Source organism: Pseudomonas sp. S1_G07 (assembly GCF_054668565.1).
In genome coordinates, this window is record NZ_CP162778.1 from 112,864 (window position 1) to 131,269 (window position 18,406).

At 59.7% G+C, this 18,406-nt stretch carries 14 protein-coding genes and 2 pseudogenes; 11 read left to right on the plus strand and 5 right to left on the minus strand.

Going from position 1 to position 18,406, the window contains the following annotated elements; genetic code table 11:
- Nucleotides 1-72 precede the first annotated feature (72 nt).
- The 5 genes and pseudogenes from AB4O05_RS00490 to AB4O05_RS00510 all read left to right on the plus strand — a co-directional run bounded on the left by AB4O05_RS00490 (nucleotide 73) and on the right by AB4O05_RS00510 (nucleotide 6,047).
- The gene (locus tag AB4O05_RS00490) at nucleotides 73-1,005 is read left to right on the plus strand and encodes a chemotaxis protein CheV (protein WP_460133878.1); all 933 of its coding nucleotides are present in this window, start codon (nucleotides 73-75) and stop codon (nucleotides 1,003-1,005) included.
- Between the two features lie 74 nt (nucleotides 1,006-1,079).
- The gene (locus AB4O05_RS00495) at nucleotides 1,080-2,165 is read left to right on the plus strand and encodes an HD-GYP domain-containing protein (protein WP_460133876.1); all 1,086 of its coding nucleotides are present in this window, start codon (nucleotides 1,080-1,082) and stop codon (nucleotides 2,163-2,165) included.
- 444 nt (nucleotides 2,166-2,609) lie between these two features.
- Nucleotides 2,610-3,560, plus strand: a pseudogene (locus AB4O05_RS00500) (PDC sensor domain-containing protein); the annotation flags it as partial.
- A 111-nt stretch (nucleotides 3,561-3,671) separates the two neighbouring features.
- Nucleotides 3,672-4,460 carry a methyl-accepting chemotaxis protein gene (locus AB4O05_RS00505; protein ID WP_460164897.1) on the plus strand — a complete coding sequence of 263 codons (789 nt, stop codon included), beginning with the start codon at nucleotides 3,672-3,674 and terminating at the stop codon, nucleotides 4,458-4,460.
- A gap of 147 nt (nucleotides 4,461-4,607) precedes the next feature.
- Nucleotides 4,608-6,047 carry an ArnT family glycosyltransferase gene (locus AB4O05_RS00510; protein ID WP_460133874.1) on the plus strand — a complete coding sequence of 480 codons (1,440 nt, stop codon included), beginning with the start codon at nucleotides 4,608-4,610 and terminating at the stop codon, nucleotides 6,045-6,047.
- A 15-nt stretch (nucleotides 6,048-6,062) separates the two neighbouring features.
- On the opposite strand, the gene AB4O05_RS00515 is transcribed toward AB4O05_RS00510, so the two are convergent.
- A complete protein-coding gene (locus AB4O05_RS00515; RefSeq protein WP_017253710.1) occupies nucleotides 6,063-6,551 on the minus strand; it encodes a TIGR00645 family protein in 489 nt (162 codons plus the stop codon).
- A gap of 163 nt (nucleotides 6,552-6,714) precedes the next feature.
- Between AB4O05_RS00515 and AB4O05_RS00520 the strand changes: the two genes are divergently transcribed.
- Nucleotides 6,715-8,538, plus strand: a complete 1,824-nt coding sequence (locus tag AB4O05_RS00520) for a hypothetical protein (RefSeq protein WP_460133872.1) — start codon at nucleotides 6,715-6,717, stop codon at nucleotides 8,536-8,538.
- 6 nt (nucleotides 8,539-8,544) lie between these two features.
- On the opposite strand, the gene AB4O05_RS00525 is transcribed toward AB4O05_RS00520, so the two are convergent.
- Both AB4O05_RS00525 and AB4O05_RS00530 read right to left on the minus strand, forming a co-directional pair.
- Complete coding sequence (locus tag AB4O05_RS00525; RefSeq protein WP_460133870.1) at nucleotides 8,545-8,862, minus strand: PA4575 family protein; 318 nt, start codon at nucleotides 8,860-8,862, stop codon at nucleotides 8,545-8,547.
- A 185-nt stretch (nucleotides 8,863-9,047) separates the two neighbouring features.
- A complete protein-coding gene (locus AB4O05_RS00530) occupies nucleotides 9,048-11,486 on the minus strand; it encodes a Lon protease family protein (protein WP_460133868.1) in 2,439 nt (812 codons plus the stop codon).
- Nucleotides 11,487-11,753: 267 nt separating this feature from the next.
- Here AB4O05_RS00530 and AB4O05_RS00535 point away from each other — a divergent pair, with 267 nt between their 5' ends.
- The 5 genes from AB4O05_RS00535 (at nucleotide 11,754) to AB4O05_RS00555 (ending at nucleotide 15,921) form a co-directional block, all read left to right on the plus strand.
- A complete protein-coding gene (locus AB4O05_RS00535) occupies nucleotides 11,754-12,242 on the plus strand; it encodes a DUF3015 domain-containing protein (RefSeq protein ID WP_460133866.1) in 489 nt (162 codons plus the stop codon).
- A gap of 91 nt (nucleotides 12,243-12,333) precedes the next feature.
- Complete coding sequence (locus AB4O05_RS00540; protein WP_460133865.1) at nucleotides 12,334-14,187, plus strand: Lnb N-terminal periplasmic domain-containing protein; 1,854 nt, start codon at nucleotides 12,334-12,336, stop codon at nucleotides 14,185-14,187.
- A 389-nt stretch (nucleotides 14,188-14,576) separates the two neighbouring features.
- Nucleotides 14,577-14,870, plus strand: a complete 294-nt coding sequence (locus AB4O05_RS00545) for a chorismate mutase (protein WP_460133864.1) — start codon at nucleotides 14,577-14,579, stop codon at nucleotides 14,868-14,870.
- Between the two features lie 126 nt (nucleotides 14,871-14,996).
- Nucleotides 14,997-15,353 carry a hypothetical protein gene (locus AB4O05_RS00550; RefSeq protein WP_460133862.1) on the plus strand — a complete coding sequence of 119 codons (357 nt, stop codon included), beginning with the start codon at nucleotides 14,997-14,999 and terminating at the stop codon, nucleotides 15,351-15,353.
- 70 nt (nucleotides 15,354-15,423) lie between these two features.
- A complete protein-coding gene (locus tag AB4O05_RS00555; protein ID WP_460133861.1) occupies nucleotides 15,424-15,921 on the plus strand; it encodes a GreA/GreB family elongation factor in 498 nt (165 codons plus the stop codon).
- Here AB4O05_RS00555 and AB4O05_RS00560 read toward each other — a convergent pair.
- Together AB4O05_RS00560 and ettA are read right to left on the minus strand one after the other, a co-directional pair.
- A pseudogene (locus AB4O05_RS00560) lies at nucleotides 15,918-16,270 on the minus strand (hypothetical protein); the annotation flags it as partial. The gene AB4O05_RS00555 and the pseudogene AB4O05_RS00560 sit on opposite strands and share 4 nt — an antisense overlap.
- A gap of 211 nt (nucleotides 16,271-16,481) precedes the next feature.
- On the minus strand, nucleotides 16,482-18,146 hold the full coding sequence (gene ettA, locus AB4O05_RS00565) for an energy-dependent translational throttle protein EttA (RefSeq protein ID WP_017528862.1): 1,665 nt from the start codon (nucleotides 18,144-18,146) through the stop codon (nucleotides 16,482-16,484).
- Nucleotides 18,147-18,406: the final 260 nt, after the last annotated feature.

The window sequence follows — 18,406 nt, forward strand, 5'->3', positions numbered from 1 at the left end:
CAAATACCCCCACTCATGCTAATGTCATTACAACATCAACGCTGTTCCTACAAAAATAAAACGGGGGTGTGTATGGCAGGTGTAATGGCGTCCGTTAACAGCCGTACGCAGTTGGTCGGGCAGAACAGGCTGGAACTATTGCTATTTCGCTTCAATGACCATCAGTTGTATGGCATCAATGTCTTTAAAGTCAGAGAAGTTATTCGCTGCCCCAAGTTATCTCTACTACCAAAGTCTAATAACAACATCTGCGGCGTTGCCAATATCCGAGGCGCTTGCATCCCCATTCTAGACCTTGCAATGGCGACCGGCCTGCCAGGCATCACGGATAAGGAGAGCGCCTTTATTATACTTACGGAGTACAACAATCGCGTTCAAGGTTTCCTGGTCCATGCCGTTGAGCACATCGTCAATTTGAACTGGGAAGACATTCACCCCCCTCCCAAGGGCAGCGGTGACAACAATTACCTGACCGCCGTTACCCGCACCGACGATCGCCTGGTCGAAATCATCGATGTGGAAAAGGTACTGACAGAAATCTCGCCATCGTCCGAAGAAATATCCCTCGGCGTGGTGGACGACGAGGTCACTCAACGGGCTCGGCACCTGCGTGTATTGACGGTCGACGACTCGATGGTCGCGCGTAAACAGGTGACCCGCTGCCTGGAGACGGTCGGCGTCGAGGTGGTCGCCTTGAACGATGGGCGCCAGGCGCTGGATTACCTTCGGGCCATGCTCGACGAGGGGCGCAACCCGGATGAAGAATTCCTGATGATGATTTCAGACATCGAGATGCCCGAGATGGATGGCTATACCTTGACCGCCGAAATCCGCAGCGATCCGCGCATGGCCAAGTTGCACATCGTGCTGCACACCTCGCTGTCAGGCGGTTTCAACCAGGCGATGGTCAAGAAAGTCGGGGCTGATGACTTCCTGGCAAAGTTTCGCCCGGACGACCTCGCCGGTCGCGTGGTCGAACGTATCAAAGCCGCGAGCGCGGCCTGACGCTCAAATAACACTGCTCAAGCCAAGGAGGCTGACGAGAAACACATAAGAAGAAGATCAACAGAGGGCACACCATGTTGAAGTGCAATGAGTTTAACCGCCAGACGCCTGATGGCGAGGCCAAACCCTTTTGGAAGGACGGCACTCAGGCAACCGATACCGTCTCATCATCGACCTCGACGGCCGCTGCGCCCGTTATCTCCACCTCGATGAAGGACGAACTGGCCGCCGCGCAGGCAATCTGTGGCCGCGCCAAGACCGCCGTCGTCGAAATGTTCAGCCATGCCCGCATGGGCCGGGCCTTGGAGCTGGAACACCTCGGCGTACTGGTCGACGATATTTCGAGTTCGATCGCCCGCCATCCCAATGCCTTTATCAGCCTGGCCCGCCTGAAGAGTATCGACGACTATACCTACATGCATTCGGTCGCCGTGTGTGGGTTGATGATTGCCCTGGGCACTGAGTTGGGCCTGTCCAACGCCATGATCCGCCGTGCCGGAATCGCCGGGCTGCTGCATGACATCGGCAAAATAGCCATACCCGGCGCCATCCTCAACAAGCCTGGCCGGTTGAGCCACGACGAACTGCAGCTGGTGCGCACCCATCCGCTGGAAGGGGAAAAAACCCTGCAGGCCACCTCGCAAATGTGCGACATGGTCGTGGATGTCTGCCTGCACCACCACGAAAAAATCGACGGCACCGGCTACCCCCATCAGTTGGCCGGCGACCAGATCAGCCTGGCTGCCCGCATGGCCGCGATTTGCGATGTCTACGACGCAATCACCTCCGACCGCTCCTACAACCAGGGCTGGGACCCCGCCGTTGCCATCCAGCAAATGTCGACCTGGGAGGGGCATTTTGATGACGTGGTATTCCGTGCGTTCTTGAAGTCCGTGGGTATTTACCCGGTCGGCTCTATCGTTCAACTGAAAAGTGGCGGTATAGGCGTAGTGATAGAACAACATGCCGACTCATTATTGACGCCAAAGATAAAAGTGTTTTTTCTCCCGGTTTTAAACATCCACATTACGCCAAGAATAATAGACTTGAGCGATCCCACACAAACTGATCGCATCATTGCACGGGTCCCGTCCCAGCGTTATGGCTTTAAGAATACCGAACGTTTATGGCTCAATGAGGAAGCGCCGCAGGAGCGTTAAGTAACACCCAGAGTTGTACGGCATGTCTATGCCTAAGCAGCCAATCATCGAAAACCAAGCCTTGCGTACAAAAGGTACTTAAATGTCGACATTCAATAATGTTGGCAACTATTAGCGTGGGCAGGAAACGTCATGAAATTCAACTCATTGCAAACTCGAATTTGCTTTACCGCGGGTCTCTGCCTGTTTATCTCTTGCGCGAGCCTGGTGTTATATGGCCTGTATTCCTCAACCGCCAATCAAACCTACGTGGGCGCTGAAGTGTCGACCCTGATTGAAAGCGCAACCATCCATGAAGTGCAAAACCTGGCTGAATCTCGCGCCACTGCCATCCAGGCGAAACTGCAGAACGCCTTGGATTCGGCGCGCACCATGGCCAATACACTGGCCGCGAGTAAAAGTGCACAAAGCCCGCTGACCCTGGGCCGTGACCAGGTCAATACGATGCTGCTCAGCGTGCTCAAGGACAACCCCGACTTCAATGGCACGTATTCATGCTGGGAGCCGGATGCACTCGACGGCCAGGATCAAGCCTTTCGGATCAACGAAGGCGGTAACAACCCGCTCACCGGCCGCTTCACCCCCTACTGGACGCGCAGCTCAGACGGCCATATCGCCGTGCAACCGCTGGTTGAATACGACTCCGATGCGCGTCACCCCAATGGGGTGTTGAAAGGCGGCTGGTACTCCGGCCCCCGGGACACCCAGAAGGAAAGCGTACTCGACCCCCTGCCCTACGTGGTGCAAGGCAAGAATGTGTGGCTGACCACGCTCTCGGTGCCCATCATCGCCAACGGCAAATTCTACGGTGTGGTCGGTGCCGACTTCGACATCTCGTTTATCCAGAAGCTCAGCGAGCAAATGTCCGCCGACCTGTATGGCGGCCAAGGCTCCGTGGCGATCCTGAGCCACCAAGGGCTGGTGGTGGCCGACAGTAAACGCCCGGATCTGATCGGCCAGCCACTCAAAGCCTTGTTGCCCGACACCTGGGACAAGGTGCTCGCCAATGTGCAGAAAGGCCAGGGAGACAGCCGGCTCAACCACGACTCCCAGGAAATCGAGGTGCAGATGCCTATCAACCTGGGCCGCACCGGCAAGCCCTGGGCTATCGTGATCCACCTGCCCAAGGCGGTGGTCATGAGCAAGGCCCTGGCCCTGGAGCAGGAACTGCAATCACGCGGCGTCAAGAGCAGCATCTGGCAGGTCTCGGTCGGCGTGGGCATCTCCTTGCTGGCGCTGCTTGCGCTGTGGTTGGCCACGGCGAAAATCGTCGGCCCGATTCGTGAGGCCGCCGCCTTGGCCGCCAACATCAGCCTCGGTGATTTCTCCCACCGGCTGGTGCAAAAGTCTGAAGACGAAGTCGGCCAATTGTCCTTTGCCCTGAACGATATGTCAGAAAGCCTGCAACGCCAGGTGCGCGTGGCCGAACGCATTTCCGAGGGCGACCTGGACCTGGAGGTACGCCTGTCCTCGCCCAACGATACCTTGGGCAAATCGCTGGAAAAAATGGTCGGTAACCTGAATACCTTGATCTCCCAAGTGCAGGCCAGTGCTACGCAGATCACCGGCAGTTCCGCGCAGGTCACCGAGTTGAGCCAGTCGTTGTCCGATGGCGCGTCCAACTCGGCGTCGTCCATCACCGAAATCAGCGCGGTGATGACCCAAATGGCGGCGCAGACCACCGACAACGCCGCCAACGCGAAGAAGGCCGACGAGCAATCTCAGGCCTCGCGTGCCGACGCCGGCGAAAGTGACAAGCTGATGAGTGAACTGATCGCGGCCATGACGGAAATCGACAACTCGGGCAAAGACATCACCGCCATTATCACGACCATCGACAACATCGCCGCTCAAACCAACCTATTGGCCTTGAATGCGGCGATTGAGGCGGCACGCGCCGGTGAACTGGGACGCGGTTTTGCGGTGGTCGCCGATGAAGTCAGGAGCCTCGCTGCCCGTAGCGCCGAAGCCGCCCAGCAAACCGCCGCGCTGATTGCCGACTCTTCGACCAAGACGCAGCGCGGCATGATCATCGCCGGACGCACCGCCGACTCGTTGAGGAATATCGTCAGCGGCACCGGCACTGTTTCGAGCCTGGTGTCGTTGATCTACCAGGCTTCCAGTGAGCAGGCCTCCGGCCTGCAACAAGCCAGCATCGGCCTGGAGCAGATCGACGAAGTGACTCAGCAGAATCAGACAAACTCCCAACAATGCGCGGTGGCGGCCAGGAACCTGTCGGAGCGGGCCAATGCCATGCAACAAAGTCTGAGCCGATTCAAAGTCAAAACCTCGTAATGCCTGACGCGAAGCCAGGGGCACCTCAGCCCCCGGCCCAGCGTCACAACCCCACTTTCATTCACGAAATATTAAGAATCACCTCCCTATACTTACCGATTGCGTGCCGTTCCCCCGAACGGCCCCCTGCCTCGGTAGCCAGACTCCATGACGCGTCCCGTTCCTCTGCTGCTCCTGCTTGTTGGTCTGTTGTTTTTCTTTGCCCTGGGTAATCACGAACTGCAAGGCTCCACCGAGGCCCGCGTCGCGGGGATCGCCATGGCCATGCACCTGGATAATGACTGGGTGGTACCGCAGTTGTTTCGTGAACCCTTCCTGGAAAAACCGCCCCTGAGCCTGTGGCTGGACGCCGGCGCCATTCGCCTGTTTGGCGGCACACCTGGGGCGGTGCGCCTGGCTTCGGCGTTTGCCGGGTTGTTCAGCGTGATGCTGCTCTACGCGATGCTGCGCAGGTTCGGGCGCCCGAAAACACTGGCCTTCGGCGCGGCACTGATGCTGGCGACCATGGCCAGTTACTGGAGCAATGTACGCGGCGTGGGTGAGGACTCCCTGCTCAGCCTGGGCGTAACCACCGCGCTGCTGGCGTTCTACCAGGCGATGCGGCCTGAGTCCGAGCGCCAAGGCTCCACGGCCTGGGCCTGGGCGTTGTTTACCGCCGGCATGGTGATCGCCACCTTGAGCAAAGGCGTACTGGGCCTGGCGATGCCGGGCATCGTGATCTTTGTGTACCTGGCCAGCACCAGCCTGATGGACAAGCGCCTGCGCATCGCAGACTGGCTCAGGCCGGCGCTGTTCACCTTGCTGGCATTGGTGCCGCTGCTGATCTGGCTGGGCTTCCTGTACCAGCGCGGCGGGATGCAGGCGGTGGGCGAGGTGCTGTTGACCAACAGCGTTGGGCGCTTCAGCGGTTCATTTGTCGAAGCCGGGCATTACGAACCGTTCTACTACTACATCGCCAAACTGCCGCAGGCATTCCTGCCATGGAACATCCTGGTGTACCTGGGCCTGTGGCATTTCCGTAAAAGCCTGGCGCGCAACCGCTACTACCTGTTTTTCAGCATATGGCTGGTGGCGCAGTTCACCCTGTTGACCCTGGCCTCAAGCAAACGCACGGTGTACCTGATGACACTGACACCCGCCGCCGCCGTACTGGCCGCGGAATATGCACGGGTACTGCTGGAGCGGGCGAAGGAACACAAGCCGGCGCTGTATAAACACCACAAAGCCCTGGTGGGCGGGGCTTTCGCCCTGGTGATGAGCTGCTACCTGGTCGCCGCATTCTGGTTCGCGCCCAAAGCGGACGTGCGCCAGTCGTTCGTCCCGGTGATCCGCGAGATCCAGGCACTGCAGGCGCAAGGTAAGGACGTGGTGCTGTTTCAGCCCAACGAGCGTATCGCCGGAGCGGGCGTGTTCTACATGCAGGGTTACTTGACTATCTTGCAAACGGAGGCACAACTGCACAGCTATCTGGCCGCCAAGCCGGGCAACGTGGCGGTCACCGACCACCCGCAGCAACTGACCGGCAAGGTCACGGTGATCAAGACGATGAAGATCAACCGCCAGCCTTACTCCTTCATCGAGCAGTAAGGCCGGCGCGGGGCATCAATGCTTGGTGACCTTGTCCAGGTACCCCATGGCGAACGCCGAGATCACGAAGGTCATGTGAATGATCACGTACCACATCAAGTGCTGTGGATCGACGTTCTTGGCGTCCATGAAGATGCGCAGCAGGTGGATGGAGGAAATCGCCACGATGGAGGCCGCCACTTTCATCTTCAGTGACGAAGAGTCCATGGTGCCCAGCCAGTTGAGCTTTTCCTTGTTTTCGTCGATATCCAGCTGCGAGACGAAGTTCTCGTAGCCGGAAATCATCACCATCACCAGCAAGCCACCGACCAGGGCCATGTCGATCAACGACAGCAGCACCAGGATCAGCTCCGACTCGGCCATCGAGAACACGCTCGGCAGCAGGTGAATCACTTCCTGGAAGAATTTCAGCGCCAGCGCCAGCAACCCGAGGGACAAGCCGAAATAGATCGGCGCCAGCAGCCAGCGCGAGGCGTACATAGCATTTTCGATAAAGCGTTCCATTGGATCTCACACAGCTTGGCTAGAAATGGCGGCGAGTATACCAGCCGCTACCAGACCCCTGTCACCGCGAGAAAACTGGCCCTGGCGGCATCTGTAAGAGAATTTTTCTGCTAGTGTCGAGACCATTAACTCGGCTCGATGATGTCGGACAGGAAAAACTCAAATGATGGATGTGCGCTCCCCCTTGGCCGGTATTGGCCTGTGTGCGGCGTTGCTGATGGGCAGCGGTTGCTCCCCCAGCGATGAGCAGAAACAAGCGACCCTCGAAGAGAAAACCGCCAAGTTCGAACACTCCCTCGACAGCATCCAGGACCCCAAGCTGCGCGATGCCATCGCCGACCTGGGCGGTTCGCTGCTACTGCTGGAGCGCGCGCAGGCCAAGCTCGCCAGCAAGCCCATCGAGACGGAATACGGCGACGACACCCTGGCCCTGCTCAAGCACTACCCCACACCGCAGGCGCTGGTGGACACCTACATCAATGGCCTGTTCGTACTGCGCAAAACGTCCCATTCCGACTACCTGACGGATTTGCAGCCGATCTTCCCGTTCACCTTCAACATGCCCGACCAATTCCCCTTCCCCCACGGCCTGGAATGGCAATCGGTCACCCTGAGCAACAACAAAGTCATCCCCTTCCAGCCGGAATGGTCGGAAACCGACCCCGGCATCCAGCTCAGCCCCAGCAGCTCCAACCTGACCAACCCCGATGACCTGACGGTGACCTACCCATTCATCGACGGTGTCGAAACCGACAACAAAAGCCAGCCGCAGCCGGTCAGCCTCAAGGGCCAGATCGAAGTCGTGGCGCCGGGCAAGGTGCTGACGTTCGACCTGTCGAAAAAAGACGTGGGCCACAAACGCACCGAAGGCGCTATTACCGTCAACCTGCTGCTGCTGGAAAAAAACTACGCCGAGATCGAGCTGACCAACAGCGAACCGCTGGCGCCGCAAGTGGGTGACGAGTCCCCCAACCCACTGCTGGTGCAGGCACGGGACAACACCGGGCAATGGCTTACTCGCTCCGGCTCGATCAACGAGAACACCGCGCAAGTGGCGTTCTACGAGAAACAACTGGCCGAGATGCAGAAGCAGAAAGTCTGGTCCGATGCGTTCGAAAAGCAGCTCATCGACGAGCAGAAAGCCTTCGAGCACAAACAGAGCAGCCATTACGCCAAGGTCTATTTCAATGGCCTGATCGACAATCTGCAGGTCAACGTGCTGGATTTCTCCACCGCCACGGTCACCCGCAAAGCCCTCGATTTGCCGGTCATGCGCTTCGACAAGAACAGCCTGGAAAAGACCGTACAACCCTTGCCGATGCCCGTCACTGTGTATGACGACGGCGCCGCCAGCTGGCTCAAGGGCGCCACACTGACCGAGGAACAGCTGAAAAACAGCGTCACCATCAGCCAATCCGTCGACGATGCCAGCGCCGCGCATATCGTCTTTGATCACCCGTTCACCTTCAATGATGACCTGATAGGCGCCGAGCGCAGCAGTGGCGAGTCGCCGGTGACGTTCTTCACCGCCGACGACAAGGATGATCGCGCAGAGCCCATCGAATTGCCGACCGAGGCATTTGAGCTGAACCCGACGCGCGGCACGCTCACCTACGACCTCAACCTGTTCCCGGAAAACCCGGCCTTTGTGGTCGGCTCGATTCCGCTGTTCCTGGCGACCATCGAGAAGGGCGACATTGATGCAGCCAAGCTGCCCAAGGGTTTGACGCTCAAGGACAACGCGCTGATCGTCGATCAGAAGGACTACCCCGCCGACAGCTGGCGTTTCTACGCCAAGGACGCCAGCGGCAACTACCTCAAGGAAATCCTGGGCGTGAGCCACCGTGCCGAGGAGTACGGCACGGCGATGTTCGATGTGCACTATTTCTATGGCCAGCCGACTGCGCTGGAAAGCTACCAGCGCACCGACCTCAGCACCGTGCAATATGGCTTCGAGGTCAAGTTGGACAAACCCGAGAGCAAATAGCCGTGCCTACAGCGCCAACTGCTCAGGGTTGCCATTGAGCTGTCGCAGAAGAGCCTGCATGTGCAGGCACCAGATCTGCGGGCCGCTCACCTTTTCATAACCATACGCGGTGAGGTTTTCCACGATGGTCTTCAGAAAGCTTTGAGCCACAAACGGCCCACGAAACGGACCTTCGGACTTGACGGAAGAAGGCTGTTCGCCAGCCATTCCGGCGGCAAACAGCAAGGTCCACATCCCATTATCCCCCGCGAGAGGGCGAATGGAGCATTCAATGCGGGTGACCAGGCCAAAGCACTGGCGGGTAAGACAGAGGTTGCGCGACATGGCGGCGACCCTCGGTAGATCGGTGTTCAACCTCAGCCCATGGCGAGGCTGTTTCTATCCAGCGACTCCTGTGGATCTCCCTTGAGCAAAGAATAGAAGAAAAACCCGGCAAACCAAGGTTGTAGGGACCAACGGTGCAGCCCCTGCAACCACAGTCAATTTTATGGCGGACAGACCTGAAAAAATCAGGTCGGCTTCGCTTCGGCCAGCGCCTGCTGCGCCAACTCCTTCTCGGCCTCCTTCAGGTCTTCCTCGCTGATCATCTCGGCAATCGCGCGCAAACGCTCCACCACGCGGGCATTGACCGTTCCTTCCGGGAATTGCCCCTGCGCGTCCGGCTCCCCCGCATCCTCGCCTACCAGCAGGCTCAAGGCTTCATCCGCCTGGCGCACCGCGTAGATATGGAATTGCCCGGCACGTACGGCCTGCAGCACTTTTTCATCGAGCATCAGCGTGGCGACGTTGGCCTGGGGAATGATCGCCCCCTGCTCGCCGGTCAAACCGCGCGCTTCACAGAGGCGGAAGAAGCCTTCGATCTTCTCGTTGACCCCGCCCACCGCCTGCACTTCGCCAAACTGGTTGATCGAACCGGTGATGGCGAAACACTGCTTGAGTGGCGTTTTCGACAACGCCGAGATCAATGTACAGGCCTCGCCCAGGGACGCACTGTCGCCGTCCACGTAACCGTAGGACTGCTCCAGCGCAATACTCGCCGAGATCGCCAATGGGAACTCCTGGGCATAGCGGCTGCCCAGGTAACCGGTGAGGATCATCACACCCTTGGAGTGAATCGGCTGGCCGAGGTTGACCTCGCGCTCGATGTCGACAATGCCGCTGCCGCCTGGGTACACCGTGGCGGAAATCCGCGCCGGCACACCAAACGCCGAATCGCCCACCTCCAGCACCGTCAGCCCGTTGCACTTGCCGACCGCTGCGCCGGCGGTGTCGATCAGGATCACCCCGGCGAGCATGTCGTCGAGAATCCGCGCCGACACGCGCCCGGTGCGCGTGGCCTTGGCCTTGAGCGCACGCTCGATGTGGCCGGAGTCGGTCATCTCATCGCCCGCCAGATGCCGGATAAAATCCGCCTCGCTCACCAGTTGGAACAAGTCGCCAATGCGCGCCGACAAACGCCCCTGGTGTTCGGCCAGGCGTGCGCTGTAGGTGGCCAGGCGCGCCACCGCATCCGAGGTCAGCGGCGCCATGCCTTCTTCGGAGGTACGGGTTTTGAGCAACTGGGCGAACTGCTCCAGGCTTTCGTCCACCATCGGGATGTCTTCGTCGAAGTCCACCAGCACCCGGAACATCTCCTGGAAGTCCGGATCGGCGTCCTGCAACGCGTAATACAACTGGCGCGAGCCGATGATGACGACCTTGACCTGCAACGGGATCATTTGCGGGTTGAGGGTCACGGTGGCCAGGCGGCCCAGTTCGCCCAGGGGCGACTCCATCTTCAGCTTGCGCGACTGCAGGGAACGCTTGAGGGCGTCCCATACAAATGGCTCGCCGAGCATTTTTTCGGCTTCGAGAATCAGGAAACCGCCATTGGCGCGGTGCAAGGCACCGGCACGCAACTGGCGATAGGTGGTGTAGAGCGCGCCCTGGTCGGTGCTGTACTCGATACGGCCGAACAGGTTGTCGTAGGTCGGGTGCGGCTCGAATACCACCGGCGCACCACCGTTGATCGGATGCCCCACCACCAGGCTCGGGCAGTACTGCTCTTCGAGCAGCTTGCGGGCCTGGGCGTCGGTCTTGGCATCGTCAACCAGTTGTTCAACCACGGTCTTGAGCAAGTACACCTGCATGGCCTGCAGGTAACCGCACACCGCCGCGTTTTCCGCGTATTTTTCCGACAACGGCGCGAGCAGCGGCTGCAGGGCCAGGGTGATGGTTTCTTCGTTGAACTGGCGCAGCTGGTTGTTCGACTCGCGCTTCCACTGGGGCAAGCTGGCCAACTCTTCGTTGAGGCGCTCCTCCAGCTCGGAAATATCCGTATGGAAGCGCTCGCGATCCACTTCCGGCAGCTGCGAGAACTCCGCTTCGTCCAGCGCCTTGCCGTCGAGCATCGGCGTGAAGGCGATGTTGGAGCTGTCGCGGTACAACGCCACGTCTTTTTCCAGGGCGAGGCGCTCGATCACGTCCAGAGCCTTGTCGTAACGCTGGTTGAAAGCACGGTCGATGGCGCTTTTGCGTTGTTGATAAGTGGGGTGTTCGAACACGGCCGGGAAGGTGGCCACCAGGTTGTCGATCAGCGCATTGATATCGTTAATGAACGCCGCCGCACCGCCCGCAGGCAGTTCCAGCGCACGCGGTTCGCGAGGCTCATCGAAATTATTCACGTAGACCCAGTCCGCAGGGGTCTGCAGGCGCTTGCCTTCGGCCTTCAGGTAGCGTTTGACGAACGAAAAGCGGCCAGTACCCGGCTCGCCCATGACAAATACGTTGTAACCGGGGCGCGGCATGGCCACACCGAACTGCAACGCTTCAACCGCGCGTTCCTGGCCAAGCACACCGCGAAAAGGCTCCAAGTCATTGGTGGTCGAGAAGCTGAACTGTTCAGCGGAGAAAGGGCGAGTCAGCGCTTCGGGCGCTAGACGCAAGCTGGCAGCAACAGGATCAGGCATCGGGCTTCCTTACATCAGGCGGGGCAGATGACGGCATTCTGGCTCCCCCTTGCGCGCTCTGGCAAGGCACGGTGTTGGGAAAGCTGCGACACGGAATGCGTCCTACAAAAAAATCGCGACAATGCTGATTGTTTTATAAAAAACCACGGAACCCTTGGAACGTGCCTAAACTCCAAACTGCGCGGGTTGGGCTAATAACCGATCCCTGGGGCGCTATGAAGTGCCTGAACCCTTGTCCATTGGTTTGCACACAAAGAGAACAAAGCTATGAAACGGATCCTTCTCGGTACTCTCTTCACCGTCGTCTCCCTCAATGCAATGGCTGAATCGCCAGGTGGCCCTAACTGTGGCTGGGGCAACATGCTGTTCGAAGGCCAGCGTGGTACTCCGGCTCACTTCCTGGCCTCCACCACCAACGGCACTTCGGGTAACGCCACCTTCGGCATGACCTCGGGCACCAACGGTTGCAGCACCAACAGCGCACTCACCTACGGCGGCAAGTCCTGGATTGCCATGAATGGCATGATGAACGAGCTGTCCGAAGACATGGCCAAGGGTAATGGCGAAGCACTGACCACCTATGCCGTGGTACTGGGCGTTGCGCCGGAAGATCGCGAGCACTTCGCGGCCGTGGCTCACGAACACTTCCAGCAGATCTTCAGCAAAGCGGATGTGACCGCCGAAGACGTGCACAACAACACCCTGGCTGTACTTAAAAGCGATGCCCGTCTGGCGAAATACGCGACCCAGGCTTAAGCTCGATCTGCCCGCGCCTCCCCAGGCGCGGGTTTTATTTTTGGACCCGCATCCCCTTGGGTCTCTCTAATTTCCGACTTAAGTTGCTCCTATGCTCAAACGCTTTGCCTGGCTGGCACTCTTCGCCTGCGCCCCGCTGTACGCGGCGCCGCATCTTGATGATCAACGTTTGCAGCAACTGGCCAATGATCCGTTCTGGCTCTCTCTAGGCCATTACGAAGCCGGCAAGCTCAAGGGCTGGCGCAGCTATGTCAGCGACAGGAAATTCTTCCTCGCCGCCGATGGCGCCCACCACCCGGATGCCGAACTTAAGGCCACCGTTGAAGCGCTCTATTCCCCGGCCAGCCTGGGTGAAAAACACGCCCAATGCGTTTACCCCGCACGTACCCGCTGGCTCAAGGATCAGTTGCACCTGACCGACCTGCCCGCCGTGGACTGCAAAGAATTCAAGCAATGGTTCAAGGACGTCGCCCCCCATAGCGCGGTGATGATCTTCCCGGCGGCCTACCTCAACAGCCCGTCGTCGATGTTCGGCCACACCCTGCTGCGTATCGACCAGGCTGACGTGCAGAGCAACAACACCGCGCTGCTCAGCTATGCGATCAACTTCGGCGCCTATATCGAAGGCTCGGACAACAGCATCCTCTATGCCTGGAAAGGCCTGATGGGCGGCTACCCCGGCCTGTTCGCCCTGGTGCCCTACCAGGAAAAACTCTCCGAGTACCGCAGCCTGGAAAACCGCGACCTGTGGGAATACCGCCTCAACCTCACCCAGGTCGAGACCGAGCGCATGGTCGAGCACGTGTGGGAACTCAAGCAGATCCAGTTCGACTACTTTTTCTTCGATGAAAACTGCTCCTATCGCCTGCTGGAACTGTTGCAAGTGGCCCGCCCCGGCCTGCGCCTGACCGAGCAATTCCCGCTGACCGCCATTCCCACCGACACGGTCAAGGCGGTGAAAGACGCCGGCCTGGTCGAGAAGATCGACTACCGGCCGTCGCGTGAACGCGAGCTCCTGGAACGCGCCAAGCCACTGGACAGCGATGAACAGCAATGGGTATTGAAGGTCAGCGACGACCAGAAACAACTGCAAGAGCCCACCTTCAAGGCCTTGCCCCGTGACCGCCAGGCCCTGATCATCGATGCCGCCTACCGCCTGGGCCGCTACCGCGCCAATGGCCTGGAGCGCGACACCGAACGCTCCCAACGCAGTTTCGAACTGCTGCGCGCAATCAACCAGAACCCCGCGCCCGACCTTAAGATCACGCCCCCTGGCCTGCCGGAAAACGGTCATCAATCGCGCACCTGGCAGGCCGGCATCGGCACCCGTGGTGACAAGGCCTTCGGTGAATACGGCCTGCGCATGGCCTACCACGACCTCAACGACAACGCCGAAGGCTTCCCCCTCGGCGCGCAGATTGAAATCCTGCAAATGAAACTGCGCCAGTACGAAGGTAATCACTGGCAACTGCAGCAACTGGACCTCGCCACCATCCGCTCCCTGACCCCACGTAACGCCCTGCTGCAGCCGTGGTCATGGCAAGTCACCGGCGGCCTGGAACGTGTACCGGGCAAACACGACGATGAAACCCTGGTTGCCCACGTCAACGGCGGTGCCGGCGGCACCTGGCAGCTGCGCGACGACATGCTCGGCTTCGCCCTCGGCACCGTGCGCGTGGAACACAACAACGACTTCAGCGAAGCCATCTCCCCCGCCGCCGGCTTCAACACCGGCGTATTGTGGAAAAACCCGCTGGGCAACCTGAGCCTGGAAGCCAAGGGCGATTTCTTCACCAATGGCGAAGTGCGGCGCAGCATCAGCCTGAACCAACAGTGGGAACTGTCCCGCAACCTGGGCCTGCGCCTGAGTGCACAGCGCGAATACAGCCACTTGTCGACGCCGGTCAATGAAGTGATGCTTGAGGTGAAGTGGTATCACTACTGACCAACGCCAGGCAAAAATCAAAAATGTGGGAGGGGGCTTGCCCCAATGTCAGTCAGTTAAGGATGAACACTGTAACTGTGGCGAGCGGGCTTGCCCCGCGTTGGGGTGCGAAGCGCCCCTGATGAAGACGAATGCGGCGTATCAGGCACTCATCTGCGCCTGGTTTTGGGGCTGCTCCGCAGCCCAACGCGGGCGGTGCGACGATTCGACAAGCCCGCTCGCCACAGGTTACTGGTTGCCCGTTCTGTCCCTTAACTGACCGGCATTAGGGGCTTGCCTCCGATGGCGGTGTTTCAGTGCAGTATTGAGTGACTGACACTCTGCCATCGGGGGCAAGCCCCCTCCCACATTTTGTTAGCATTGCCCGCACAATCAGGAGTTCACTCAACATGGCCGTTACCTGCACCACCCTTGAAGAAGTTCGCGACAACATTGATCGCCTTGACCAACAAATCGTCAGCCTGCTGGCTGAACGTGGCGGCTACGTATCCCAAGCCGCTCGTTTCAAAAAAGACACCGATGGCGTCAAGGCGCCGCAGCGGGTTGAACAGGTGATCGCCAAGGTGCGGGACTTGTCACACACGCTGGGCGCCAACCCGGACGTTACCGAACAGGTGTACCGAGCAATGATTGCGGCGTTTATCCAGCAGGAGTTGGCCGAGCATGCGGCGCTGACGACATAGCCGCAGTGGCCAGGGGGCGTGCCGCCGTGACCGCCTCCACATATTTCTCACACCGCTTTCACATCCCCCCCATGAATCCCTATCTAGACTTCCCCTATCAGCCGAGAAACGGCCAGGGAGCTAGCAATGTGGCGGTATGCGGTAATGCTGTGTGCGGTGGTGTGGCTGTCGGGTTGTCAGTCCACCCATCAGGAATTGCTCGCCAGGGGCTATCCGCCCGCCTTCGCCGATGGCTTTGACGACGGCTGCAGCAGCGGTCGCCAGGCCGCCGGGGTGATTACCGGGGCGTTTCGCAAGGACGTACCGCGTTATCTGAAAGACCGGGTCTATGCCGAAGGCTGGGAGGACGGTTTCCGCCAGTGCAAGGCCATGCGTGAGAACGAGGAACTGCGCGACTATAAGAACAATCACTGGGACGACCGCGAGCGCGCCTGGCAGCAGGAGAAGGATCGCGATGCGGCGCGATCCTATCGCTCGCAATAGGTCGCTTTCAGACATCCATCGAAACTAAAGCGCGGCGACCATGGCCTAAGCTTCATAGAAGGAGAGCACCATGAGCCGAGCTTTTGTAAATGAAGACAACGCCGCCGCCCAGGCCGATCAGCCGGTGGAGCGTCAGGTCAGTGAGCAACCCAATCGCCTGACCGCGCGAGGGTTGGCGCAATTGCAGGCCAAGGTTGCGCAATTGCAGACCGAACACAGTGCCGAGTCCGCCAAGGGTGAGCAGGCCGATAAACAGCGCCAGGCCGACCTTGAGCGGGATCTGCGCTATTTCAACCAGCGGGTGCAAAGCGCCCAGGTGGTGGCGCCGGCCACCTCCACCGACAAAGTGCAGATCGGCAGTTGGGTAACCTTTGCCAATGAGCAGGATGAACAGCAGCGCATCCAGTTGGTCGGTGAGGACCAGGCCGACGCCAGCGCAGGCCTGATCAACTGGGGTTCGCCACTGGGCCGCGCGTTGCTGGGCACCCAGGTGGGCGACGAGGTGCTGTGGAAGCGCCCCGTCGGCGACCAACTGATCGAAGTGCTGCGCATCGAAGCCGAGGCCTAGACGATGCCTTGGGCCAGCGTCGCGTCGGCGACTTTCACAAAGCCTGCGATGTTCGCCCCTTTGCCATAGTTGACCTGGCCGTTCTCTTCGCCGTAGTGCACGCACGCCTGGTGGATCGACTGCAGCTTGCTGTCCACTTCACCGGCGGTCCACAGCAGGCGATGGCGTTCTGCGACATTTCCAGGCCACTCACGGCCACGCCTCAGTTCCAGCAGGGCCGACCATTGCGCCTCGGTCAACCCACTTTCGGCGTACAACATGCCTTCGGAATCGGACAGGGAAATCACCTTGCCCCCAGGTCCATGACCTTGTGCGCCGCGTATTGCGCCATGTTGCCCGAACCGGACAGCGTGCAGCTGTGGGAGTTTGGCTGTCTGTGGAGATGTCCAAATTATGGTCATCAAGACAGTTGCTCCCACATTTGCTCGAGTTCCAACAGTGGAATGCGGTCTGAATGTGGGAGCGGGCTTGCTCGCGAATCAAGTCAACGCGGTATAGCTGAAAAAACGGACAAAAAAAACGGAGCCCGCAGGCTCCGCTCTTTCAAACACCAACCCGAATCAGGCCAGTTTCTTGTGCCGTACACGGTGCGGCTGGGCAGCCGCTTCGCCCAGGCGCTTTTTACGGTCGGCTTCGTACTCGGTGTAGTTACCTTCGAAGAACACCGCTTGCGAGTCATCTTCGTATGCCAGGATGTGAGTCGCGACGCGGTCAAGGAACCACCGATCGTGAGAGATCACAATGGCGGCGCCCGGGAAGTCCAGCAGGGCTTCTTCCAGGGAACGCAGGGTTTCAACGTCGAGGTCGTTGGACGGTTCGTCGAGCAGCAGCACGTTGCCGCCCTCTTTGAGAGTCAGGGCCAGGTGCAGACGACCGCGCTCACCACCGGACAGGTCCTTGACGAATTTCTGCTGGTCGCCGCCCTTGAAGTTGAAACGACCGACGTAGGTGCGCGACGGGATCTCATAGTTGCCGATGCGGATCTGGTCGGAGCCGTCGGAAATCTGCTGGAACACGGTCTTGCTGCCGTCGAGGTCGTCGCGACTCTGGTCCACACAGGCCAATTGCACGGTTTCGCCGATCTCGATGCTGCCGGAGTCCGGGGTTTCCTTGCCCATCAGCATACGGAACAGGGTGGATTTACCCGCACCGTTACCCCCGATTACGCCGACGATCGCGCCTTTGGGCATGGAGAACGACAGGTTGTCGATCAACACGCGGTCGCCATAGCCTTTGCATACGTTCTTGAACTCGATGACCTTGTCGCCCAGGCGCGGGCCGGCCGGGATGTAGATCTCGTTGGTTTCGCTGCGCTTCTGGAATTCCTGCGACTGCATTTCTTCGAAGCGTTGCAGACGTGCCTTGGATTTGGACTGGCGAGCCTTGGCGCCTTTGCGCACCCACTCCAGTTCTTCCTTCATGGCTTTTTCGTGGGCCGACTGCTGCTTGGATTCGGCGGCCAGACGGTCGGATTTGGCTTCCAGCCAGCCGGAGTAGTTACCCTCGTAAGGGATACCGGCGCCACGGTCGAGTTCGAGGATCCAGCCGGCGACGTTGTCCAGGAAGTAACGGTCGTGCGTGATCGCAACCACGGTGCCTGGGAAGTCGTGAAGGAAGTGTTCCAGCCAGGCGACGGAATCGGCGTCCAAGTGGTTGGTCGGTTCGTCGAGCAGCAGCATGTCGGGGGCCGACAGCAGCAGGCGGCACAGGGCCACGCGACGCTTTTCACCACCGGACAGGTGCTCGACCTTGGCGTCCCACGCCGGCAGGCGCAGCGCGTCGGCGGCCACTTCCAGCTGGCGCTCCAGGTTGTGACCGTCGCCGGCCTGCAGGATGGCTTCGAGCTTGGCCTGTTCGGCGGCCAGCTTGTCGAAGTCGGCATCCGGCTCGGCGTAGGCGGCGTAGACCTCGTCCAGGCGCGCCTGGGCGTCCTTGATCACGCTGACGGCCTCTTCGACCACTTCACGCACGGTCTTGGCCGGGTCCAGCTGCGGCTCCTGGGGCAGGTAACCAATGTTCAGCTCGGGCATCGGGCGGGCTTCGCCTTCGAACTCGGTGTCGACGCCGGCCATGATTTTCAACAGTGTGGATTTACCCGATCCATTGAGACCGAGCACGCCGATCTTGGCGCCAGGGAAGAAGGACAATGAAATGTTTTTCAGGATTTCCCGCTTCGGAGGGACAACTTTGCCCAGCCGATGCATGGTGAAGACGTATTGAGCCATGGTGAACCTAGCGTCAGTGACTGATGAATTGAGCGGGCGAAGCCCGGGCCAGGCCGTGCGCCGCGCGGGCCGTTGACTACCATCAATGCCAGCGAGCGGAAATAAAGCCTGAATATCTGGGGCTGGAACGCCCTGCGTAACCGGCAAAGCTACCTGAATGCGCTTGGTCAGTCCAGCCAAGCAGGGCTGGCACTTTGCCACAAGTCAAGGCATGCTAGCCGCCCTTCGGGCGTCCGGCTTATAGTGCACGTCGCGCGCCA

Bases quoted from the DNA above. Each gene is read 5' to 3' on its own strand.
- AB4O05_RS00535 (WP_460133866.1), top strand. From the start codon at position 11,754: ATGAAACGGATCCTTCTCGGTACTCTCTTCACCGTCGTCTCCCTCAAT.
- AB4O05_RS00545 (WP_460133864.1), top strand. From the start codon at position 14,577: ATGGCCGTTACCTGCACCACCCTTGAAGAAGTTCGCGACAACATTGAT.
- AB4O05_RS00550 (WP_460133862.1), top strand. From the start codon at position 14,997: ATGTGGCGGTATGCGGTAATGCTGTGTGCGGTGGTGTGGCTGTCGGGT.
- AB4O05_RS00520 (WP_460133872.1), top strand. From the start codon at position 6,715: ATGATGGATGTGCGCTCCCCCTTGGCCGGTATTGGCCTGTGTGCGGCG.
- AB4O05_RS00490 (WP_460133878.1), top strand. From the start codon at position 73: ATGGCAGGTGTAATGGCGTCCGTTAACAGCCGTACGCAGTTGGTCGGG.
- AB4O05_RS00495 (WP_460133876.1), top strand. From the start codon at position 1,080: ATGTTGAAGTGCAATGAGTTTAACCGCCAGACGCCTGATGGCGAGGCC.
- AB4O05_RS00515 (WP_017253710.1), bottom strand. From the start codon at position 6,551: ATGGAACGCTTTATCGAAAATGCTATGTACGCCTCGCGCTGGCTGCTG.
- AB4O05_RS00530 (WP_460133868.1), bottom strand. From the start codon at position 11,486: ATGCCTGATCCTGTTGCTGCCAGCTTGCGTCTAGCGCCCGAAGCGCTG.
- ettA (WP_017528862.1), bottom strand. From the start codon at position 18,146: ATGGCTCAATACGTCTTCACCATGCATCGGCTGGGCAAAGTTGTCCCT.
- AB4O05_RS00505 (WP_460164897.1), top strand. From the start codon at position 3,672: ATGGTCGGTAACCTGAATACCTTGATCTCCCAAGTGCAGGCCAGTGCT.
- AB4O05_RS00510 (WP_460133874.1), top strand. From the start codon at position 4,608: ATGACGCGTCCCGTTCCTCTGCTGCTCCTGCTTGTTGGTCTGTTGTTT.
- AB4O05_RS00525 (WP_460133870.1), bottom strand. From the start codon at position 8,862: ATGTCGCGCAACCTCTGTCTTACCCGCCAGTGCTTTGGCCTGGTCACC.
- AB4O05_RS00555 (WP_460133861.1), top strand. From the start codon at position 15,424: ATGAGCCGAGCTTTTGTAAATGAAGACAACGCCGCCGCCCAGGCCGAT.
- AB4O05_RS00540 (WP_460133865.1), top strand. From the start codon at position 12,334: ATGCTCAAACGCTTTGCCTGGCTGGCACTCTTCGCCTGCGCCCCGCTG.